Source organism: Pandoraea apista (genome assembly GCF_001465595.2).
Taxonomy (GTDB): Bacteria; Pseudomonadota; Gammaproteobacteria; order Burkholderiales; family Burkholderiaceae; genus Pandoraea; species Pandoraea apista.
Map to the genome: position 1 here is coordinate 4,986,157 of NZ_CP013481.2, position 20,812 is coordinate 5,006,968.

18 protein-coding genes are annotated in these 20,812 nt (G+C 63.1%); 6 read left to right on the plus strand and 12 right to left on the minus strand.

What is annotated here, in order from left to right; all coding sequences use genetic code 11:
* Positions 1 to 239 precede the first annotated feature (239 nt).
* Positions 240 to 1,796, plus strand: a complete 1,557-nt coding sequence (locus tag AT395_RS22540) for a S41 family peptidase (protein ID WP_058375254.1) — start codon at positions 240 to 242, stop codon at positions 1,794 to 1,796.
* Between the two features lie 70 nt (positions 1,797 to 1,866).
* Positions 1,867 to 2,619, plus strand: a complete 753-nt coding sequence (locus AT395_RS22545; protein ID WP_048628591.1) for a HesA/MoeB/ThiF family protein — start codon at positions 1,867 to 1,869, stop codon at positions 2,617 to 2,619.
* A 97-nt stretch (positions 2,620 to 2,716) separates the two neighbouring features.
* On the opposite strand, the gene ptsP is transcribed toward AT395_RS22545, so the two are convergent.
* The 9 genes from ptsP to AT395_RS22590 all read right to left on the minus strand — a co-directional run bounded on the left by ptsP (position 2,717) and on the right by AT395_RS22590 (position 12,716).
* A complete protein-coding gene (ptsP, locus tag AT395_RS22550; RefSeq protein WP_042114249.1) occupies positions 2,717 to 4,453 on the minus strand; it encodes a phosphoenolpyruvate--protein phosphotransferase in 1,737 nt (578 codons plus the stop codon).
* A gap of 168 nt (positions 4,454 to 4,621) precedes the next feature.
* Complete coding sequence (locus AT395_RS22555) at positions 4,622 to 4,891, minus strand: HPr family phosphocarrier protein (RefSeq protein ID WP_042114247.1); 270 nt, start codon at positions 4,889 to 4,891, stop codon at positions 4,622 to 4,624.
* Between the two features lie 3 nt (positions 4,892 to 4,894).
* Positions 4,895 to 5,308, minus strand: a complete 414-nt coding sequence (locus AT395_RS22560; protein WP_042114246.1) for a PTS sugar transporter subunit IIA — start codon at positions 5,306 to 5,308, stop codon at positions 4,895 to 4,897.
* Positions 5,309 to 5,476: 168 nt separating this feature from the next.
* The gene (gshB, locus tag AT395_RS22565) at positions 5,477 to 6,415 is read right to left on the minus strand and encodes a glutathione synthase (protein ID WP_048628590.1); all 939 of its coding nucleotides are present in this window, start codon (positions 6,413 to 6,415) and stop codon (positions 5,477 to 5,479) included.
* A 131-nt stretch (positions 6,416 to 6,546) separates the two neighbouring features.
* Positions 6,547 to 7,767: a helix-turn-helix transcriptional regulator gene (locus AT395_RS22570; RefSeq protein WP_048628589.1), complete on the minus strand. Its 1,221-nt coding sequence runs from the start codon at positions 7,765 to 7,767 to the stop codon at positions 6,547 to 6,549.
* A 438-nt stretch (positions 7,768 to 8,205) separates the two neighbouring features.
* Positions 8,206 to 9,495, minus strand: coding sequence for a glutamate--cysteine ligase (gene gshA / locus AT395_RS22575; RefSeq protein ID WP_042114243.1), 1,290 nt, complete (start codon positions 9,493 to 9,495; stop codon positions 8,206 to 8,208).
* 456 nt (positions 9,496 to 9,951) lie between these two features.
* Entirely contained in the window at positions 9,952 to 11,490 is a 1,539-nt protein-coding gene (gene amt / locus AT395_RS22580; protein ID WP_042114242.1) for an ammonium transporter, read from the minus strand.
* A gap of 25 nt (positions 11,491 to 11,515) precedes the next feature.
* Positions 11,516 to 11,854, minus strand: a complete 339-nt coding sequence (locus tag AT395_RS22585) for a P-II family nitrogen regulator (RefSeq protein ID WP_010804740.1) — start codon at positions 11,852 to 11,854, stop codon at positions 11,516 to 11,518.
* A gap of 13 nt (positions 11,855 to 11,867) precedes the next feature.
* On the minus strand, positions 11,868 to 12,716 hold the full coding sequence (locus AT395_RS22590; protein ID WP_042114241.1) for a TorF family putative porin: 849 nt from the start codon (positions 12,714 to 12,716) through the stop codon (positions 11,868 to 11,870).
* Positions 12,717 to 13,111: 395 nt separating this feature from the next.
* On the opposite strand from AT395_RS22590, the gene AT395_RS22595 reads away from it, so the two are divergent.
* Entirely contained in the window at positions 13,112 to 13,360 is a 249-nt protein-coding gene (locus AT395_RS22595) for an accessory factor UbiK family protein (RefSeq protein WP_042114239.1), read from the plus strand.
* A gap of 293 nt (positions 13,361 to 13,653) precedes the next feature.
* Entirely contained in the window at positions 13,654 to 15,207 is a 1,554-nt protein-coding gene (locus AT395_RS22600; RefSeq protein WP_048628588.1) for a YifB family Mg chelatase-like AAA ATPase, read from the plus strand.
* 5 nt (positions 15,208 to 15,212) lie between these two features.
* Here AT395_RS22600 and AT395_RS22605 read toward each other — a convergent pair whose 3' ends face one another.
* The gene (locus AT395_RS22605; protein WP_042114235.1) at positions 15,213 to 15,752 is read right to left on the minus strand and encodes a hypothetical protein; all 540 of its coding nucleotides are present in this window, start codon (positions 15,750 to 15,752) and stop codon (positions 15,213 to 15,215) included.
* Positions 15,753 to 15,971: 219 nt separating this feature from the next.
* On the opposite strand from AT395_RS22605, the gene AT395_RS26195 reads away from it, so the two are divergent.
* Together AT395_RS26195 and AT395_RS22615 are read left to right on the plus strand one after the other, a co-directional pair.
* On the plus strand, positions 15,972 to 16,592 hold the full coding sequence (locus AT395_RS26195) for a thioredoxin domain-containing protein (protein WP_224787342.1): 621 nt from the start codon (positions 15,972 to 15,974) through the stop codon (positions 16,590 to 16,592).
* Positions 16,593 to 16,648: 56 nt separating this feature from the next.
* Positions 16,649 to 17,173: a TlpA disulfide reductase family protein gene (locus tag AT395_RS22615; RefSeq protein ID WP_042114234.1), complete on the plus strand. Its 525-nt coding sequence runs from the start codon at positions 16,649 to 16,651 to the stop codon at positions 17,171 to 17,173.
* Between the two features lie 264 nt (positions 17,174 to 17,437).
* On the opposite strand, the gene AT395_RS22620 is transcribed toward AT395_RS22615, so the two are convergent.
* Positions 17,438 to 18,790, minus strand: a complete 1,353-nt coding sequence (locus tag AT395_RS22620) for a sigma-54-dependent transcriptional regulator (RefSeq protein ID WP_042117781.1) — start codon at positions 18,788 to 18,790, stop codon at positions 17,438 to 17,440.
* Positions 18,790 to 20,760 (minus strand): sensor histidine kinase, encoded by a 1,971-nt coding sequence (locus tag AT395_RS22625; protein WP_048628587.1) that lies wholly within the window; start codon positions 20,758 to 20,760, stop codon positions 18,790 to 18,792. The genes AT395_RS22620 and AT395_RS22625 overlap by 1 nt, the downstream gene beginning before the upstream one ends.
* Positions 20,761 to 20,812 lie beyond the last annotated feature (52 nt).

Genomic DNA, 20,812 nt, shown 5'->3' on the forward strand with positions numbered 1-20,812 from the left:
TTCTCTGCCGCTTGTCGCCGGCCAATGCGCGTTCTGCCGGTAAAAGCCACGCACTATCGGAAGGCGCACAGCCAAAATCCCGTCAAAACCGTGCGTCGAACGGAACTTTTTGTAGAACCACTCGGGAAAAGTCCCTGTCGAATGGGCAATGCCCGCCCTGCGGGCAAACGGTTATACTTCGCCAAAGTGCGCGCGCCCGTTGGCGGGCGCCCCGAAAAATCCGGAATTTCCACGCCTATATGCGCCAAACCCTCAAACACATCGGCCTGATCGTGCTGGGCCTCGCGACCGGTGCGGCAGCCACCCTCGCGTTCTCGCAGGCTTCCGCACAAAGCGCTACCACGCCATTGCCGCTCGAACAGCTTCGCCTGCTGGCCGAAGTGTTCGGCCAGATCAAGCGTGAGTATGTGCAACCGGTCGACGACAAGAAACTGCTGACTGCGGCGATCAAGGGCATGGTGTCGAGCCTCGATCCGCACTCGTCGTACCTCGACAAGGAAGAATACAAAGAGCTGCAAGAGCAGACGCGCGGCCGCTTCGCCGGCCTCGGCATCGAGATCTCGCAGGAAGATGGCCTGGTGAAGGTCATCTCCCCGATCGAAGACAGCCCGGCGTTCAAGGCAGGCCTGAAGCCCGGCGACCTGATTACCCGCATCGACGACAAACCCGTGCGCGGCATGACCCTCGATCAGGCAGTCAAGCGTATGCGTGGCGCTCCGGGCAGCAAGGTCACGCTGACGATCTTCCGCAAGGCGGACGAGCGCACCTTCCCGGTGTCTATCGTGCGCGCGGAAATCCGCGTGCAGAGCGTGAAGGGCAAGATGCTCGAGCCGGGTATCGGTTACGTGCGCATCACGAGCTTCCAGGAACGCACCGTGCCGGATCTGGCCAAGAAGCTTCAGGAATTGGCCAAGGATCAACCGCTCAAGGGTCTGGTGCTCGATCTGCGTAATAACGGCGGCGGCATCCTTCAGTCCGCAGTCGGCGTATCCGCAGCCTTCCTGAAGGAAGGTGCCACGGTGGTAACGACCAACGGTCAGATCGAAGACGCCAAGCAGAAGTACACGGCCACATTCGACAACTATCGCCTGTCGGCCAGCCCGGAAGATCCGCTCAAGGGCGAGGCCGCTTTCTGGAAGACCGTGCCGATGGTGGTGCTGGTGAATGCTTACTCGGCGTCGGCCTCGGAAATCGTGGCAGGTGCGCTGCAAGATTCGAAGCGCGCGCTGATCATGGGCAAGACGACCTTCGGCAAGGGCTCGGTGCAGACCGTACGTCAACTGTCGCCGGACACCGCGCTGCGTTTGACCACGGCGTACTACTACACGCCGAGCGGCCGCTCGATCCAGTCCATCGGTATCAAGCCGGACGTGCCGGTCGACCAGAATCCGAAGGGCGATCCGGACGACGTGCTGGTCACGCGAGAAATCGACTACCAGAACCATCTGCACAACACGCAAACGCCTGACGAGCAGAAGGAAATCGACGCTCGCGAAGCCCGCCGTCTGGAAGAACTGCGCCGCCTCGAGGAAGAGAACGCGAAGAAGACACCGGAAGAGCGCAAGAAGGAACGTGAGGAACGCTTGCCGGATCTGGGCAGCGCCGACGACTTCATGCTCCAGCAGGCTGTCCATCAGCTCAAGGGCGAACCGGTCCAGCGCACGAAGTCGCGTCTGGAGGCGAATGCCGGTCCGCTGCCGAAGGACGCCGCCAAGGCTGCGGCCCCGGCTGCGGGGACCAAGACCGACCCGAAGACCGACACCGTCGTACCGGCCAAGCCGGCGGACAAGAAGTAAGCATCGGCCTTACACTACAAACCGTGCCCGCGAAAGCCGGCACGGTTTTTTTATTCCTCTGCGCTAAGCGATGAACGACGATCAGTTGCTCCGTTACTCCCGCCACATTCTGCTCGACGAACTCGGTATCGAGGGGCAGGAGCGTTTGCTCGCCGCCCATGCCGTGATCGTGGGGGCGGGCGGCCTCGGCTCGCCCGCAGCGCTCTATCTGGCGGCGGCGGGCGTCGGACACATCACGTTGATCGACGACGACGACGTCGATCTCACCAATCTGCAGCGCCAGATCCTCCACGACACGCAGAGCGTGGGGCGGCCCAAGGTCATCTCGGGGCGCGATCGCATCGCACAAATCAACCCTGACGTGGTCGTCGACGTCATCAACGAACGCGTGGACGAAGCACGGCTCACGGCCCTGGCGCGCAACGCCACCGTGGTACTCGACGGCTCGGACAACTTCGCTACGCGCCATGCGGTCAACCGCGCCTGCGTGGCCGCCGGTGTCCCGCTTGTCTCCGGCGCAGCGTTACGCTTCGACGGGCAAATCAGCGTTTTCGACGTGCGTAACGACGTGTCGCCCTGCTACGAATGCATTTTCCCCGCAGACGAGCCGTTCCCCGAGCAGGCCTGCGCCACCATGGGGGTGCTCGCGCCGCTCGTGGGCATCATCGGCAGCATGCAGGCGGCAGAGGCCATCAAACTCATCACGGGCGTTGGCGTGCCGCTGGTTGGCCGACTCCAGATGCTCGACGGACGCAAGATGAGTTGGCACACCATGCACTGCGCTCGCAATCCGGAATGCAAGGTTTGCGGGCAGCGGCACTGAGCCCCGGGCACCGCGAATCGAACCGACATAAAAGAAAGGCGCTCCGATATCGGAGCGCCTTTCTTCATTTCAGCGACGTGCTATCGCCGTCAATCCGTCATGCGACGGCCAGACGCGCCAACGCCGCCTGCATCTCTTCCGGTTCGGTCGCGGCAAGCAGCTCCTGCACCGGGCGTTCGAGATCCGGCAGGTGGGCCCGCAAAATCTCCTGTTTGACTTGCAACAGTTGGCTCGGATGCATGGAAAACTCCCGTAGCCCCATGCCCAGCAGCAAACGCGTGGCCGTCGGGTCGCCGGCCATCTCGCCGCACACCGCGACCGGCACACCAAACGCATGTGCCTCGCGGATGGTCATGGCGATCAGGCGCAGCACGGCGGGGTGCAGCGGATCGTACAAATGGGCGACGGCGTTATCCGCACGATCGATCGCCAGCGTGTACTGAATCAGATCGTTCGTGCCGATGGACAGGAAGTCGAGCCGTTTCAGAAACATCGAAACCGTGAGCGCAGCGGCCGGCACTTCGATCATCGCCCCGAGTTTCACGCCCGGATCGTAGAGCAAGCCAGCCGCGTCGAGCTGCGCTTTCGCTTCGCGCACGAGTTCGAGCGTTTGATCGATTTCCTGCGCATGCGCGAGCATGGGAAACAGAATCTGCACCTTGCCAAACGCCGACGCGCGCAGAATCGCCCGCAACTGCGTGAGGAACATGCGCGGCTCCGACAGGCTCCAGCGAATGGCGCGCAGCCCCAGCGCCGGGTTCGGCGCCGTCTCATAGCTCTCGTGGCTGTCGAGCGGTTTGTCGGCGCCGACATCGATGGTCCGGATCGTGAGCGGCAGCCCCTTCATCGCCTCAACGGCGCGCTTGTAGGCCTCGAACTGCGCCTCTTCCTCCGGCGCCTCCTTCTCGTTCATGAAAAGGAATTCCGTACGGAACAGCCCCACGCCGACAGCGCCGGCGGCCACGGCGGTCTTGGCGTCTTCCGGTAACTCGATGTTGGCGTACAAATGGATGGGCGTGCCGTCGATGGTCTGCGCGGGCGAGTGCTTCAACCGCTGCAAACGTCGCTCTTCCAGTGCACGCTCGCTCTGGCGATAGCTGTACTCCTCGAGCACGATCGGCGCCGGGTCCACGATGACGATGCCGCTGTCGCCGTCGATGATGATGATGTCGTCCTGCTTGATGAGCAGGCTGGCTTGCGCAACGCCCACCGCCGCCGGAATTCCCAGACTGCGGGCCACAATGGCCGTATGCGACGTCTTGCCGCCCAGGTCCGTGACAAAGCCCTTGAACGTCTGCGACTTGAATTGCAGCATGTCGGCCGGCGCAATGTCGCGGGCCACGACGATCATGTCGTCGCGCGGTGTCTCGGCCACCACATGACGAATGCCGGGTGCGCCGGCAAGCGCCTTGAGCACGCGCTCGGCCACCTGTTCGATGTCCGCGCGGCGCTCGCGCAAGTATTCATCGTCGATATCTTCGAATCGGGCGACAAGTACCTCAAGCTGCGTGGTCAACGCCCATTCCGCGTTATAGCGGCGTTCACGAATCAGCTTGATGACGGCGTCCGCCAGCAACGTATCGTTGAGAATCAGCGAGTGAACGTCGAGGAACGCGCCCATCTCGCCCGGCGCGTCGTCCGGCAGTTCAGACTTGAGGGTATCGAGCTCGTGCTGGACGGTCGACTGAGCGCCATGAAAGCGCGCGATCTCGTCGTCGATCTGGGAAGGATCGAGCAAATAGTGCGGGACATCGAGCGTGGCGGGCGCGAGCAAATAAGCGCGTCCGATCGCGATGCCGCGGGAAACGGGAATGCCGTGCAGGGTGAAAGACAAGGAAGTCTCCCCAGTTCAGAGGCGGATGATTCGACCGTAATCTATGTTTTTTCGCTGCGCTTGGGGAGGCGTTGGCCGGCGGGCAGCGATTCGACCGCAAGTACGGTCCGCGCTCGGCGGCGCATCTGCCATTCGTCACGACACGCCGTCACTCACCGCAACGACGCCTTATTCCCCTTCGCCGAACTTATTCGCGATGAGGGCCAGGATCTCATCCATGGCTTGTTGCTCGTCGGTGCCCTCGGTCTCCACTTCGACCTTGGAGCCGATCCCGGCGGCCAGCATCATAACGCCCATGATGCTTTTCGCGTTGATGCGCCGACCATTCCGGGTCAGCCAGACCTCACTCTGAAATTTCGCCGCCAGTTGCGTCAGCTTTGCAGATGCCCGGGCATGCAAGCCCAATTTATTTACGATCGTCGTTTCTTGTCGAAGCATGTTTCAGTGTGACGTAGTGTGTGTGACCGGCGCACCCGCGCCGACTTCGAGAATACCTTTAGATCCGCCCGAAAGCACCTTCTCCGCCAGGGTATCGAGCGGCACCGAGCGATAGCACACCGCCTTGATAAGCATCGACAGGTTCACCCCGGCGAGTACGCGCACTTTCGGTCCGACGAGTTGCGCCGCGACATTCGACGGCGTGGCACCGAACAAATCGGTGAGGACCAGCACGCCGTTTTCTTCGTGCAACTGCACTAGGCGTTCACGGGCGAGCTCAACAAGCGCCGCCGTGTCCTGGTCGGGGACGACGTCGATCGCGCCGATGCGCGACGGACAGCCGCCGTAGATGTGCGACACACACTCGCGAAGGGCGGAGGCGAGCGGTGCGTGGGCAATAATCAGAATTCCAGCCATGATGCTAGGCACGCCAAGCGCCGCGGGTGTCCGGGATACAAACACAACGACGAACGCGAACCTGTCGATTTTGGGATTCTCATTTTAGCAGGCGCGCAAAAACCCCGAATTTTCATCATGTTAGGGTCTGCCCCAAGCGATTCGCGGGAGCGACAGACCCGTTTCCCCTCAGACGGCCAGCTCCAGCGCGTCGATGAACATCTTCGGCACGTCGAAACCGGTTTGGTCCGTGATTTCCTGGAAGCAAGTCGGACTCGTGACGTTTACTTCCGTGAGGTAATCGCCAATGATGTCGAGCCCCACGAGCAGCAGACCACGTTGCCAGAGGATCGGCGCCAGCGCTTCGGCAATCTGACGATCTCGCGCCGAAAGATCGCGTGCTTCTCCCACGCCGCCGGCCGCGAGATTGCCGCGTACTTCGTTACCTTGCGGGATACGCGCCAGCGAATGCGGTACGACCTTGCCGCCAATGACGAGCACTCGCTTGTCGCCCGCCTTGATTTCGGGAATAAAGCGCTGGGCCATCACCGACGCTGCGCCGTTTTCGCCAAGCATCTCAACCACCGAGCCGAGGTTGCGGCCGTCCGGACCAATGCGGAACACACCCGTGCCCCCCATGCCGTCGAGCGGCTTGTAAATCACGTCGCCATGTTCCGCGTGAAAGGCGCGCAGTCGCGCCGCGTCGCGCGTCACCAGCGTCGGGACCACAAACTGGGAAAACTCGGCGATGGCGAGCTTTTCGGAGTGGTCCCGAATCGCGCTCGGCTTATTGAAGACTCGGGCCCCGGCACGCTCGGCTATTTCGAGCAGCCACGTGGCGTTGATGTACTCCATGTCGAACGGCGGGTCTTTGCGCATGAGCACGGCATCGAACTCCGTGAGCGCCGCCACGCGGATCTCGGCAACCTCGTACCACGCCTGCGCATCGCCCGTCAGGCGAATTTCCTTCACGCGCGCATCGACCTTTGCGCCATACCACGCCATCTCGTGCGGCTCGCACGCGAAGATGCGGTGCCCGCGACGCGCTGCCTCGCGCATCATCGAGAACGTAGTGTCCTTGTAGGTCTTGAACTGGTCGAGCGGGTCGGCGATAAAGAGAATCTGCATCGATCGGGGGAGGTCTTGGGGGTTCGGATGCACACACCGCAGGCTGCGGCAACAGAAGTCTATTCTAGCCGAGGCGGCGTTTTGCCGCTTCGCACCGGCACGCCGTCAGGCCCGGGCAGTCGGCCAAAACCTCACGCCCCGTTGGTGTTTCCCGTCGCCCCCGGGCCCCCAAGTCCGAGAAGCAATGAGGCATCGCGCACGGGGTCGAGACGGGCGCGCATGAGCGACAGATGTGTCTTGAGCGTCTGCACGCCAATGGCGCACGCCTCCCGTGTCTGCGAACGCGACTGACCGGCCAGCAAGCGCATCGCAATCTCGCGCTGAACGGGGGTAAGCGCAGTCTCCCAAAGCCGTTGCAACAACCGAACGGTGGGAGGCACGGACAAGTGCAGGGCAATGCGCACGCGCTCGGTCGCCCGGCCGCCCATCCCGCACAAATGCGTTGCGTGCAGATGCAGCGTACCACCGGGCACCTCCACTGCCCTTTGGACCTGTACCCCCGATGAAATGGCGTTCGACCCGTGACGCGTCAACGCATCGGCGAGCGCCTGACACGCCTGCACGACGACGCATGCGTCGGGCCACGCGCGCCCTGCCGTGGGCCGCCAGACGCGGTGCATGAGCGCCAGCGCGGCGGGATCTGCCCACTCCGGCTGGCGCTGGTGCCAGATGAGCGTGCCTGCCACGTCGTCGCCGATGGCGCCCGACGCCGACGGCCACAGATTGGGTACAGGTGGCGTCATGGCTGTCAGTGCGGGAAAGGCGGGACGGCCGGGGGCCGTGGTGAATTCTGCGGCAGCCGTCTCGAACGCGGTGACTTCACGCGCACTGAAGCGCGGACGCGACCGGCGGCGCGATACCAGCAGGCGCAACACGTCGACAGGTGCCGCCGCCGAGAAGTCGGCTCGCTCGCCCCCCTCACCCGCCGCCCCCCTCGTGCTCGTGACAGGCAGCAGGCAGACGTCGAGCAGGTCGCCGTCGGGAAGGCACCGATCCAGTTCAAGTGGGCGGCGAAACATTGTGGGCAGCGCCCCCGGACAACCTCTCGAGCGCCGCGCGTGGCCGCGCAACAGCTCACCGTGCGAGAGGGCGCATTGCAGCTCCGTCACCGGCGGCATGGTCCAACCACTGGCCGCGAGCCGTTCGCAGGCCGACATAGGGGCTTGCGGTGCGTACCAGCAGGTGCCGTCAGTGGCGGCCTCCGGATCGTCGGGCGCGTGGCACCATAGCGCCGCCACGCCGTCTGCCGACAGCCAGACTCGCAGCGTCTCCAGCCACAGCGGCAGGTAGCCGAGCATCGGCACCGGCAATTGATGGATTTGACGAAGACATGTGCGCACATCCCCCTGCATTCCGGTATCCCTCCCAGCGCAGACAATTCCGAGGAAATTTCCTATTCCACTCGATCACATACGGACATCCCCCATTCGGGGGATGTTGCACGCGTCAATCGGTCGCATCATCACGCCATTGCTGATGCAAACCGGGCGAAGGATCGGCACAGTACACCGATCCGAAAGTCGCAAGGAACGCACAGGAATCAGTTTGCGGGGGGGCCCGCTCAGGGCAGCCCCGATTTCCGGCCGTTGCATGAGGCGGCCGGTAAATGTGACGCCCGGCTAGTCGGGGGGCCAGCCGGGCGTCTTTTTCTTTTCGTCTCTCGGAACGAGCGGCGACTGAGGCCGCCGCACAAGCGCGGCCTCATACCAAATTCAGAAACTTCTCAAATGAACGGCGAGACCGAAAGGCCGCGAGCGGATGTCACTCGTCGCAGCGTCGGTCCCGCGTTATCAGTACGTCTCCGGGTCCGGATCGGTCCGTTCGAGTTCGAGCGAGGCCGCCAGCAGCGCAAGACGCGCCACCACGCCGTACATATAGAACCGGTTGGGCGGCGCCGCCCCCGGTTTCGCGTGCACGTCCGGCAGCGCAGTGTGCTCGAAGGCGAGCGGCACGAAGTGCATGCCGGGCGCGTTGAGATTCTCGTCGGTCCCGCGGCCGGTGTGCACCCGGTAGAAGCCACCGACCACATAGCGATCGATCATGTAGACGACCGGCTCGGCCACGGCTTCGTTGATGCGCTCGAACGTATAGACACCTTCCTGCACGATCACATCGTGCACTTCGAGGCCCTCCTTCACCACGCTCATCTTGGTGCGTTCGCGACGGTTCAGGTTTTTGATCTCGGCGGCGTCATGCACCATCATCACGCCCATGCCGTAGGTGCCGGCATCGGCCTTGATTACGACGAACGGCTTCTCGGTAATACCGTATTCGCGGTACTTCTTGTTGATCTTCTTGAGAACCGCATCGACCGTATCGGCAAGTTTCTCTTCGCCAACGCGTTCGTCGAAATCGATGCCCTCGCACTTCGCGAAGTACGGATTGAGCATCCATTGATCGACGTCGATCATCTTGGCGAATTTCTTGACGATGTCGTCATACGCTGCGAAGTGCTGGCTCTTGCGACGTACTGCCCATCCCGCATGCAGCGGCGGCAGGAGGTATTGCTCGTGCAACCCTTCGAGAATCGGCGGGATGCCGGCCGACAGATCGTTGTTGAGCAGAATCGAGCACGGGTCGAAATTCTTCAGCCCCAGCCGCCGCGGCGTACGCTCGAGCGGCTCGATCACGACGTGCTGGCCGTCGGGCAGTTCGATGGTGGTGGGCTCGGTGATGTCGTCCGACAGACTGCCCAGACGCACATGCAACCCTGCGTGACGCATGATCGTGGACAACCGGGCAAGGTTCTGCAAATAGAACGTGTTGCGCGTGTGACGCTCGGGAATCAGCAGCAGGTTCTTGGCGTCCGGACAAATCTTCTCGATGGCGGCCATGGCGGCCTGCACAGCAAGCGGCAGGACTTCGGGCGCCAGATTATTGAAGCCACCGGGGAAAAGATTGGTGTCGACGGGCGCGAGCTTGAAGCCGGCATTTCGCAGGTCGACCGAACAATAGAACGGCGGCGTATGTTCCTGCCACTCAAGCCGGAACCATCGCTCGATGGCAGGCGTCGCATCGAGAATCTTCTTTTCCAGGTCGAGCAGCGGGCCTTTCAGGGCCGTGACGAGATGCGGAACCATGCTTCTCTCATATCCAGATGGAATATCGATTGTAGAGCATACGCCTGGCACCCCCGCCGTTCGCCATGCCCCGGGAAGGGGCACCACGCCGTGCCGTATGCACGGCCCACTGCTGTCGCCGGTCAGACAACGTCAGGGGAGAACACGCGCGGGCAGGATCGGGGAAGGTGCAGTGCGATGCTGTGGTGAGAGAAGGTGGGGACGAAGCGGGCAATCGCAAGCAAAAAAACGGGCACCTCTCGGGTGCCCGCGCAAAGCCGGGGCCGGCTGTCCGACCGGCCGTCAGCAACTCCTCTCGCTCGCCCCAGACGGGGCCAGGGAGCCCGTAGCCTGAACACCAGTGTCCAGAGCCAAATTACGAATCCTTGCCGATTCGTCGATCTTGGTTGACATCAGGCCCGGCCGAAGCCGGGCCTAAACGCCGCGATGAGACAGATTGCGAGGTATTGGCCGAAATCAGTTGTGATACGCCGATTCGCCGTGCGAGGTGATGTCGAGACCTTCACGCTCTTCGTCTTCCGGCACGCGCAGACCCAGCACGATGTCGGCAATCTTGAAGGCAATGAACGCCACCACTCCCGACCAGACGAGCGTAGTCAGCACGCCCTGGAACTGAATCCAGACCTGACCGGCAATCGAGTAATCCGGTGCGACCTTGTTCGCCACGTAGTCGTAGATACCCGTGCCGCCCAGCGAGGGGGCCGCAAATACGCCCGTCAGAATCGCGCCGAGCATACCGCCCACACCGTGCACGCCGAACACGTCGAGCGCATCGTCTGCCTTGAGCATTCGCTTCAGACCGTTCACACCCCAGAGGCAGATCAGACCGGCCAGCAGGCCGAGCACGATCGAGCCCATCGGGCCAACGAAGCCGGCCGCCGGAGTCACGGCCACCAGACCGGCTACGGCACCCGAGGCGCCACCGAGCATCGACGGCTTGCCCTTGCCGATCCACTCACCGGCCGTCCACGACAGCGTGGCAGCGGCGGTCGCGAGCAGCGTGTTGACGAATGCGAGTGCGGCACCGCCGTTGGCTTCCAGACCCGAGCCGGCGTTGAAGCCGAACCAGCCGAACCAGAGCAGCGAGGCACCGATCATCGTCATGGTGAGCGAGTGCGGCTTGAACGCTTCTTTACCGAAGCCCACACGCTTGCCCACCATGTACGAGCCGACCAGACCCGCGATAGCGGCGTTGATGTGCACCACCGTACCGCCAGCGTAGTCGAGTGCCCCCTTCTGGAAGAGCCAGCCGGCATGCGCATTGGCAGCATCGGCAGCGGCCGCGTCGGTGTACGCATCCGGACCCGGCCAGAACCACACCATATGGGCCATCGGCAGGTACGAGAACGTGAACCAGATGACGGTAAAGAGCAGCACAGCCGAGAACTTGGCGCGTTCGGCGAAGGCACCGACGATCAGCGCGCAGGTAATGGCGGCAAACGCTGCCTGGAACGCCATGTACGCGTATTCCGGTACGTTCACGCCCTTACTGAAGGTCGCCGCGACCGAGTCCGGCGTCATGCCCTTCAGGAACACGCGATCGAAGCCGCCGAAGAACGCTCCCCCCTCGGTGAACGCAATGCTGTAGCCGTAAATCGACCAGAGCACGACCACCAGCGAAAAGATGATGAAACACTGCATCAGCACCGAGAGCATGTTCTTCGAGCGCACGAGGCCGCCGTAGAACAGGCCCAGGCCGGGCAACGTCATGAGAATCACAAATGCAGTACAAGTCAGCAGCCACGCCGTGTCGCCCTTGTTCGGCGGTACGGGTGCCGCTGCCGCGGCGGCAGGTGCCGGTGCAGCCGCAGCGGCTGCGGGTGCTGCGGCTGGCGTTGCCGCGGAAGCCGCCGCAGCAGCGGGTGACGCAGCCTCGGAGGCAGCGGCGGGCGCCGAGGCGTCCTGAGCAAGCGCGGCGGTGGAGCCGAGGCTCACGGTGCCGGCAACACCCAGAAACGCGGCGGCGAGCAAGAGTTTGGCAAGCAGTTTTTTCATGATTGTTGTCTCTTATGTAGGACCTTTACAGCGCGTCTTCGCCGGTCTCTCCCGTACGGATGCGGACCACGTGCTCGACGTTTGACACGAAAATCTTGCCGTCGCCGATCTTGCCGGTGCGGGCTGCCTGTTCGATGGCGTCGATCGCCTGATCGAGCAAGGCGTCGCCGATTACCGCCTCGATCTTCACCTTCGGTAGAAAGTCGACGACATATTCTGCACCCCGATACAGCTCGGTATGGCCCTTCTGGCGGCCGAAGCCCTTGACTTCGGTCACCGTAATGCCCGCCACGCCAATGTTCGAGAGGGCTTCACGCACCTCGTCGAGCTTGAAGGGTTTCACAATTGCGGTAATCAGCTTCATGATGAGTCGCTCCTTAGAATGTCTTCGACAACCCTACGACGACCGTTGCCTTGGAGAGCACTTTGCCGGAATTCGCGGCGGTGTAGTACTGCTCTTTGGCATTCGTATCGACGTAGGACACCGACACGGAGAAGTTCTTGCCCAGGTCTTTCGACAGGCCGATCTTCCAGTCGGTATAGCTTGCCGCGCTGAAGTTATGTACCCACTGGTGACCCACGTGGCCCACGGCAGACAAGCCCCAGAAGCCCAGATCGTAGGTTCCCGTCAGGTCGAGGTAGCCGCTGTTCGACGTATCCTGGCCGTCCGGGCTTACCAGACCGAACAGACGGGTCAACGAGTGCGAGTACTTCAGCGTCACGGTTTTCCAGCCCACCGCGGCATACAGCTCGAACGTATGCGGCCGCGGGTAGAACGTCCCGGACGGGTAGGTGCCCGGGTAGTAGTACTGCAGACCACCGAAATCAATGGTCCAGTCGGGGATGATTTCCTTCTTCCAGCCCCCGTAAAAATCCATCTCGATGGGTGCGCTGACTGCCGAATTCCCGTCCGAGATCCAACTGATGTTCGAGGCCCACACGCCGGCATACAGACCGGATTCATGCGCGATATCAAAACCGCCCTGAACCGCCGGACGCTTGCCCGTTTGCGAAATACCGCGGAAGCGATAGTCCGAGAACAGGCCGATGTTTGCGGTGATCGTCAGCGGTTCGGCCGCAGCTGCGGCTGCATCGGCCGGTGCCGCTGCAGGCGCTGCGGCAGGTGCGGCGGCGCCATCGGCGCTTGCCTGCGCAAAAGCGCCGGCGGAAATTGCCATCGCACCAGTCAATACAACGCCAGCCATCGCAGTTGACACTTTTTTCATCACTTTCCCCTAAGTTGATTTTCGACGTCTTGGTACAGCGTGCGGCAGGTTGCGGACTGGGTAGAGCAACTCCCGTGCCAGCCTCGGAATCTGCGTGCGCTGCGAGGCGCAAGATACGGATTTCGGGATAAAAAATTGGCAAAATTGCGGGAAAGGTGAGGCCACCGGACAACGCCTGCGCTGGCAACGACGCCCGGCGATTCGTGTCAAATCCTTACCGGGCAACGGTCAGGCAGGTTCCTGCGCTGGCTGGGTGCGGGAAACGGTGATAGAGTTGCGCCAACATTGATGTGCGCCACCTGATGCACCACCTTGCACCGGTCAGACCGGCATGCCTAAGCACGTTGACGGTGCAAGCACCAGATTGGTGCGAAGAAACGAAGAGAGGAAGGCTTATGAAACCGAACGAGATCCTGCAAGACATGCAAGCCAAGGTGAGCGAGATGCTCAAGCAATCGCCCGCCAAGGATATCGAGCGCAATGTCAAAAGCCTGCTCAACCAAGGCTTCACGCGGCTCGATCTGGTGACTCGCGAGGAGTTCGACGTGCAGGCGCAAGTGCTTGCACGCACGCGCGAGAAGCTCGAAGCGCTGGAAAAGCGCGTGGCTGAACTTGAAAGCCTGCGCAGCGAAGCGCAAGACTGATCACATTACAGGGGCGCCACGGCGCCCTTTGCATTTCCCGGGACCTGCGCGCTCTCGCAAGCCTCGGCGGGTAATTCCTCTCTCCGCCGCACAAAACCCCTCCTGAAGTTCTGAGTCACAGTCGGAATCATCCTAAGTTCCGGCAGGCCTTTCCGGCACGTCCGTGCCACCGCTCCGAAAACACGCCCGCTTCCCTTATTTCATCCGATAAGCCATTGCGCCATGCGATGTCCGGCGACGACTATCGATGCCTGCGATTCACGTCGCGATGTTTCTGGGAACCAGGAGAAATCATGTCATTGGCAGTTGTCAGCAGCCGGGCGATCACGGGAATGGCGGCGCGCGCGGTTACCGTGGAGGTGCATCTGGCCAACGGGCTGCCGGGCCTGTCGCTGGTCGGTCTGCCCGATACCGAGGTCAAGGAAAGCCGTGAGCGCGTGCGTTCGGCATTACAGAACAGCCGGTTCGAATTCCCCGCGCGGCGCATCACCGTCAATCTGGCCCCGGCCGATTTACCGAAGGCGTCCGGTTGCTTCGATCTGCCGATTGCACTGGGCATTCTCGCGGCCAGCGGTCAGTTGCCCGAGGCCGGACTGCGCACGCATGAATTTGCGGGCGAGTTATCGCTCACAGGGGAACTGCGCGCCGTGCGCGGTGGCCTTGCCATGGCGAGCGCCATGGCGGCCGAACCCTCGGCGCGTGCGCTGGTGCTGCCCGCCGGCAGTGCGCAGGAAGCGGCGCTCGTCGAAGACGCCACGGTCTACGGCGCGCGCACGTTGCTCGACGTCTGCGCGCATCTTGCAGCGCCCGACGTCGCAACACCGCTACCACGTGCCGTCGTGGCCAATGCGTGTGCGGCGTCGGCAAGCTACGGCCCTACGGGCACACGCGGCACCGACTTTCCCGTTATGGGGGACATGAGCGATGTCAAAGGACAGGCGCACGCCAAACGCGCACTGGAAGTTGCGGCGGCGGGTGGGCACCACCTCCTTTTCTACGGGCCGCCGGGTACAGGCAAATCGATGCTGGCAACGCGGCTTGTCGGGCTGCTCCCCGCGTTGAGCAAGGCACAGGCCGTCGAGGCTGCCACGCTGGCCAGTCTGAGTGCGCAGGGCTTCGATATGCGGCATTGGGGCCGGCGACCGTTTCGCGCGCCGCATCACACGGCATCGTCAGCGGCATTGGTAGGCGGCGGGAGTGCGCCACGCCCCGGCGAAATCAGCCTTGCGCATCGTGGCGTGCTATTTCTCGATGAACTGCCCGAATTCCAGCGGCGTGTGCTTGAAGTCCTGCGCGAACCATTGGAACTGGGTCATGTGACGATCTCGCGTGCAGGGGGTCATGCAACGTTTCCCGCCGCCTTTCAACTCGTGGCCGCCATGAACCCGTGCCCGTGCGGCGATCTCGGACATCCCTCGCGAAGTTGCCGTTGTACGAGTGATGCGGTGGCGCGCTATCGCGGCCGCCTCTCAGGACCGTTGCTCGACCGTATCGACTTGCATGTAGAGGTGCCGGCACTGAGCGCCGAGACGTTCGCTGCACCGGCCGGTGGCGAGCGCAGCGAAGTCGTAGCGCTGCGTGTCAGGCAAGCGAGGGAGCGTCAGCTTTCGCGGCAGGGGCAATTGAACTGCGGCCTGTCAGGCAGCGCACTGGAAACACAATGCGCGTTACGGCCGGACGCTCGTGAGGTGCTGCATCGGGCCGTGACGCAGCACCATTGGTCCGCACGCACCTATCACCGTGTCTTGCGCGTGGCGCGCACGGTCGCCGATATTGCGGGTTGTGAATCGATTGACGCTCACCACGTCGGCGAGGCCGTGCAATATCGAGAAGCACCGCCGTCGTGACGGCATCACTCCAGCGTGAACGAGTCCAGAAACTGATCGACTTGTTCCTTCGCGGGGGCTTTGGTCGCCAGCACGACCACCTGATAGACATGGGTACCGCGTCCGACGAAGCGGGCGGCGACGTAACGCTCGGTCTTGTCACTGGCCATACCTTTTGCAGAGACGGCCAGCCCGGGAAGGGCAGGCGCATCGCCGGCCTGACGAACCATCACCTGCACGGGCGTCGCTGCGCCCTCGTTCACGTTGGCGAGCAGGCCATGCTGCAACTCGGTCAACACTGTCTGACGCAGTGTGGCGTCGTCGCTGGGAAGGGTGACGACGCCAACCGCAAAGAGCGCCGCGTCGACGCGCGCCGCTTGCATGCGCATCGGCAACGTTCCGGAGGCGAATTTCACGTCGCGCGCATCCTGCGTCGGCTTGGCGGGATAAGTCGCTGCATAGGCGCCGTCCTTGTCGTGCACCTCGCGCCAGTCGTAGCGAGGTGAACAAGCGGCGAGCACCATCGTCACGGCAAGCATGACGCAGACATGGACAACGCGATTCATAGGCGAGAGAGGGTCGCAGGAAAGGAAACGCCCATTATCCGCCATGTGTTGCGCCGCGAAAAACACGACGTGAGGCTTCCCGGTATCATCGGCAACATGAAATATGCCCTTGCCCATTCGCCCCGCAACCTTTTCACCCGCATCTTAGGAATGCAGGGGAAGCGCGCCGGCACGCCTTCGCAGGCCAAACGGTCGCGAATGACTGGAATCGCCGGAATCATGGGACTCGTCAGCCGAATCGCGATGGCGTGCTTCGCGGCGATCGGGGTTGTCGTCGGCACCGCCACCTCCGCAGCGGCCGGCACCGGGCCGGCGGCGCCGACAGTCGAATTGGCACAGGCGACAGGCATCACGTATCCGCATGAAGGCACCGTTGCCGCGGCGCCGGTCGACAGCAAGACAGCCGCGAAGCGGCGAGCCGAGCAGGAGGCCGTGCCCATGGCGACGGACTTCGCCGCCCATGCCCGCCGCGCGGCTTCGCTCGACGCACCGCTGATCGTGCTGGTGTCGTTACGCGACTGCGTGTATTGCGGCCCGATCCGTCAGCGTGAACTTGCGCCGCTCGTGCGAAGCGGCAAGTACGAGGTGCGCGAAATCGGCATGGACAGCCGCGCTCCGGTGCGCGACTTCGACGGCGCGACAACCACCGGTGTCGACTGGGCTCGCGCCCATGGCGTGAAGGTATCGCCGACGGTTTTGTTCCTCGATACGAGCGGACGCCCTGTCGCCGACCCGTTGATCGGCGCAGGATTGCCCGACTTCTATGGCGCGTATCTCGACGACGCCATCGCCCGTGGACGTGCGCGTTTGCACGCCGGGAGCGGTACCACGACGCGCTGAGATTCAGAGTAGAATCGACGTCACCCAATGAACCCCACCATTCTCACGGCTGTGTCATGAGCGCTACGACCTCCCGCAAGTCTCCCCTGGGCAAGATTCTCGCCGTGGCGATCATCGCCGTGGTGGCAATTGCCGCGTATTTCACGTTCGCCGGACCGAAACGCGCCCCCGAGGCGACGTTCACGCTGCTCTCCGGACAGAAGGTCGGCACCGAACAACTCAAGGGCAAGGTTTATCTCGTCAACTTCTGGGCGACAAGCTGCACGACGTGCATGAAGGAAATGCCGACGATGGTGCAGACGTATGAGAAGTACAAAGGCCAGGGGCTGGAGTTCGTGGCGGTCGCCATGAGCTACGATCCGCCGATGTACGTGATGAACTACGCGCAGTCGCGTCAGTTGCCGTTCAAGGTGGCCATGGATTCCGATGGCAGCGTGGCCAAACAGTATGGCAACGTGCAACTCACGCCGACAACCTTCGTCGTGGATCGTGACGGCAAGGTGCTCAAGCAGTATGTTGGCGAGCCGGAGTACGCAGAACTCGACAAGCTCATCGAAAAGGCACTCGCCAAGCAGGCGTAACGCCCGCCTGACGCCCGCCGACCTCCTCGGGCCTCGGGCTTCATTTCGCGGTTCCCTGCGTTGCATCGCAAGCGCCCTTCGGGGCGCTTTTGTTTTTTGGGGGGCCGGGAGCCTGTCGCCGCCTTTTCCTTTTCGCACAACGACGCCAACGCTCGCGTCCTCGGCACCAGAACCGTCGCCGAGCACCCGGCGATGCCCGTACCGTTCGCATGACGTCGCACCAAGTCGATACGTCCCGTCAGTCCCGTCAGTCCCGTCATACTATCAACGCCCGCTATCGCTCCCCTCACCGTGACCGCGTGTATGCAGGCCGTACCGCTTGAGCTTCTCGTACAGCGTCGCCTTGGGCACATGCAACGCCTCTGCGGTCGCCGCCACGTTACCCTTGCTGTGTTCGAGCGCCTCTTGCAGCACGGCACGCTCGAAGCGCTCCACCTGCTCCTTGAGCGGCAGCGGCGCGAGCGAATCGCCCTCGGGCGCCGTCGCCACGCCCAGCACCAGACGATCCGCCGCGTTGCGAAGCTCCCGCACGTTACCCGGCCAATCCGCTTGCATCAACTCCTGACGCATGCGATCAGAGACCACCGGCGCCGGACGCCCATAACGCACGGCAGAGTCGAGCACGAAGTGTTCGAACAGCGGCAGAATGTCCTCTCGACGCTCGCGCAATGGCGGCAACGCCAGCGTCACCACGTTCAGACGGTAGTACAGGTCGCGACGGAACGTTCCCTCGCGCACGAGCGCTTCCATATCGCCCTTGGCTGCCGCGACCACGCGGCAGTCAACGCGGATCGACTGGTTCGACCCCAGCCGCTCGAGCACACCGTCCTGCAACACGCGCAGCAGCTTGACCTGCAACGCCGCCGGCATACTCTCGATCTCGTCGAGAAACAACGTGCCGCCCGACGCGTGTTCCAACTTGCCGATACGACGCTTCGCAGCGCCGGTGAATGCCCCGACCTCATGCCCGAACATCTCGCTCTCGAAGATCGCCTCGGGCAGCGCCCCGCAGTTCAGCGCGACGAACGGCGCATCGCGGCGACGCGATAACTCGTGCAGGCTGCGCGCCACCAGTTCCTTGCCGGTACCGGTATCGCCATTGATGAGCACCGGCGCGTCGGTCATGGCCACATTGGCAATGAGCGTGCGCAGTGTCTCCATCGACGGGCTCCGGCCGATGATGCGCGAGGCGCGTCCGCCTTGCTCGGCCAGTTCGCGCCGCAACGCCTGGTTCTCCAGCATGAGCTTGCGTGTCTCTAGCGCGCGCTTGGCCGACTCGATCAGACGATCCGGCGCAAAGGGCTTCTCGATAAAGTCGTAGGCGCCGTCGCGAATGGCCTGCACCGCCATCGAAATATCGCCGTGACCGGTCACGAGGATGACCGGCACTTCCGGCGCATGCTGACGCAGATGCGCGAGCAATTCGAGCCCGCTCATGCCGATCAGGCGAATGTCGGACACCACGATGCCGGCAAAATCCGGCGTGATGCGCTCGCGCGCCGCTTCCGCCGACGCGAGCCCGAAGGCGTCGAGTCCTGCCAGTTGCAGGCTTTGCAGCGTGGCACGCCGCACGAGTTCGTCGTCTTCGACGAAAAGGATCTGAAGGTTCTTGTACATCATGCGATTGTCTTGCCAGCGCGCTGCACACGGCGCAGCGTCACGAGAAATTCTGCGCCACCGCCGGGAACGTTGCGCGCGACCAGCTGGCCGCCGTTCTCCTGCGCGATGGACGATGAGATGGCGAGTCCGAGCCCCATGCCCTGACCGCCCTCCTTGGTGCTGAAAAATGGCTCGAACAAACGCGGCATATGCGCCTCCGAAATGCCCGGCCCGTTATCGCGCACGTAGATGCGCACCCACAGGTCGTCGGCGTCCACATCGATCCAGATCGACGGCGGTGCATGCGAACTGGCAGCCCCCGCCGCGCTCGTCACGGCGTCGATAGCGTTCCCCACCAGATTGATCAACACCTGTTCGAGACGCAATCCTTCACACGCAACCTGTACCTCGTCCAGGCCATCGGCGAAGGTTGTCGTCACATGAATGCCCGCGAGACGTCCGCGCAACAGCATCAGCGTATTGTCCAGCGCGCGATGCACAAGCGCTTCCATATCGCCGCGCCGCGCGCGGCCCGCGAAGAGCCGCAGTTGCCCCGTAATCTTGCCCATGCGATCGGTCAGCGACGCAATGGCCTCCAGATTCTCCTGCGCCGCTGCGTGCTCACCTCGCTCGAGCAGCACGCGCGTATTGTCGGAGAAGCTGCGCAGCGCCGAGAGCGGCTGGTTGAGTTCGTGGGTAATACCTGCCGCCATCTGCCCCAGCGCGACAAGTTTCGATGCCTGCACAAGTTCGCTTTGCGCCTCACGCAGTTCGTGCTCGGTGCGTGAGCGCTCCTGCACCTCCGTCTGCAAACGCTCGTTCGCGGATTGCAGATCGGCCGTGCGCTCCGCCACCCGCTCGCCCAGTTCGGCATACGCCGACTGCAACAGTTCACGGCTCTTGAGCATGTCGCGCACGCGCTGGCGTCGCTGGTTCCACGCCACCCCCAACAAGCAGGTAAACGCGGCAAGACACGCGGCGGCCACCGCCGCGATGCGCGCATTCGCGATGACCTGATCGAGCGGCGCGAAGTACATCAGCGTCCAGTCCGGTTCGCCGAGTTTGCGTTGTACGGCGAGAAAACGTCGCGAATGGCCCACACCGCGGCCGTCGCGCACAGTCACCACTTCGCCATCGGCGTCGAGCCGTTCGTCCTCGGTCCAGGTGAGCGGCGTGATGTTCTGGTTGTAATACTGGCGCGTGCTGTCGAGCGCCGCCTTCACGTCTGGGGGCAACGGCGCGAGCGCCCGATACTGCCAGCGCGGCTCGGACGACAGGAACACCACGCCGTGATCGTCGGCGACGACGACCGGCTCAGAGGCGTCGGCCCCTGCGCGCTGGAACCACTCCAGATTGAGTTTGACCACGACCACGCCACGAATCTGGCCATCTACGACAATCGGCTGAGACACGAAATACCCCGGCTCGCCAGAGGTCGTCCCCACGCCGTAAAAACGGCCCAGCGCACCGTTGAGCGCGTCGATGAAATAGGGCCGGAAGCGGTATTCCTGCCCCACGAAGGTGGCCTTCTCGCGCCAATTGCTGGCTGCCAGCGCCAGCCCTTTGGCGTCGATCACATAGGCTGCCGACGCCTTGGCGCGCTGATTCACGTCGAACAGATAGTCATTGGCTCGCTGCACGACCGCGCGATCTTCCGGATGAAGCAACAGATCGTGCACGTACGGATGCAGCGAAAGCAGATACGGCAGAAATTCGTAGCGGTCGACGGTGCTGCGCAGGCTGCCCGCGTAACGCTCGACCCGCGCGCCGGCATTCACGCGCAGATCGGCTACGCCGCGCTGCCAGCTCAGGGCATACGTCAACCAACAAAACAGGACACTCGCCAATAGCATGACGACGATCCATGACCAACGGCGCATCGGCACAGTCCTCTCGAGATCGATGGGGACTTCGTCGCGCCGGGGGTCCGCAGGCGAGGCAGTGTCACCTTTCGGTGCGCGGATCATGTTGTCGTACAGGGTGGCCATTGGGGCACAGCGTGCGTGAACCAAAGGACCACCGGGCGGCGAAGCTCAGGCG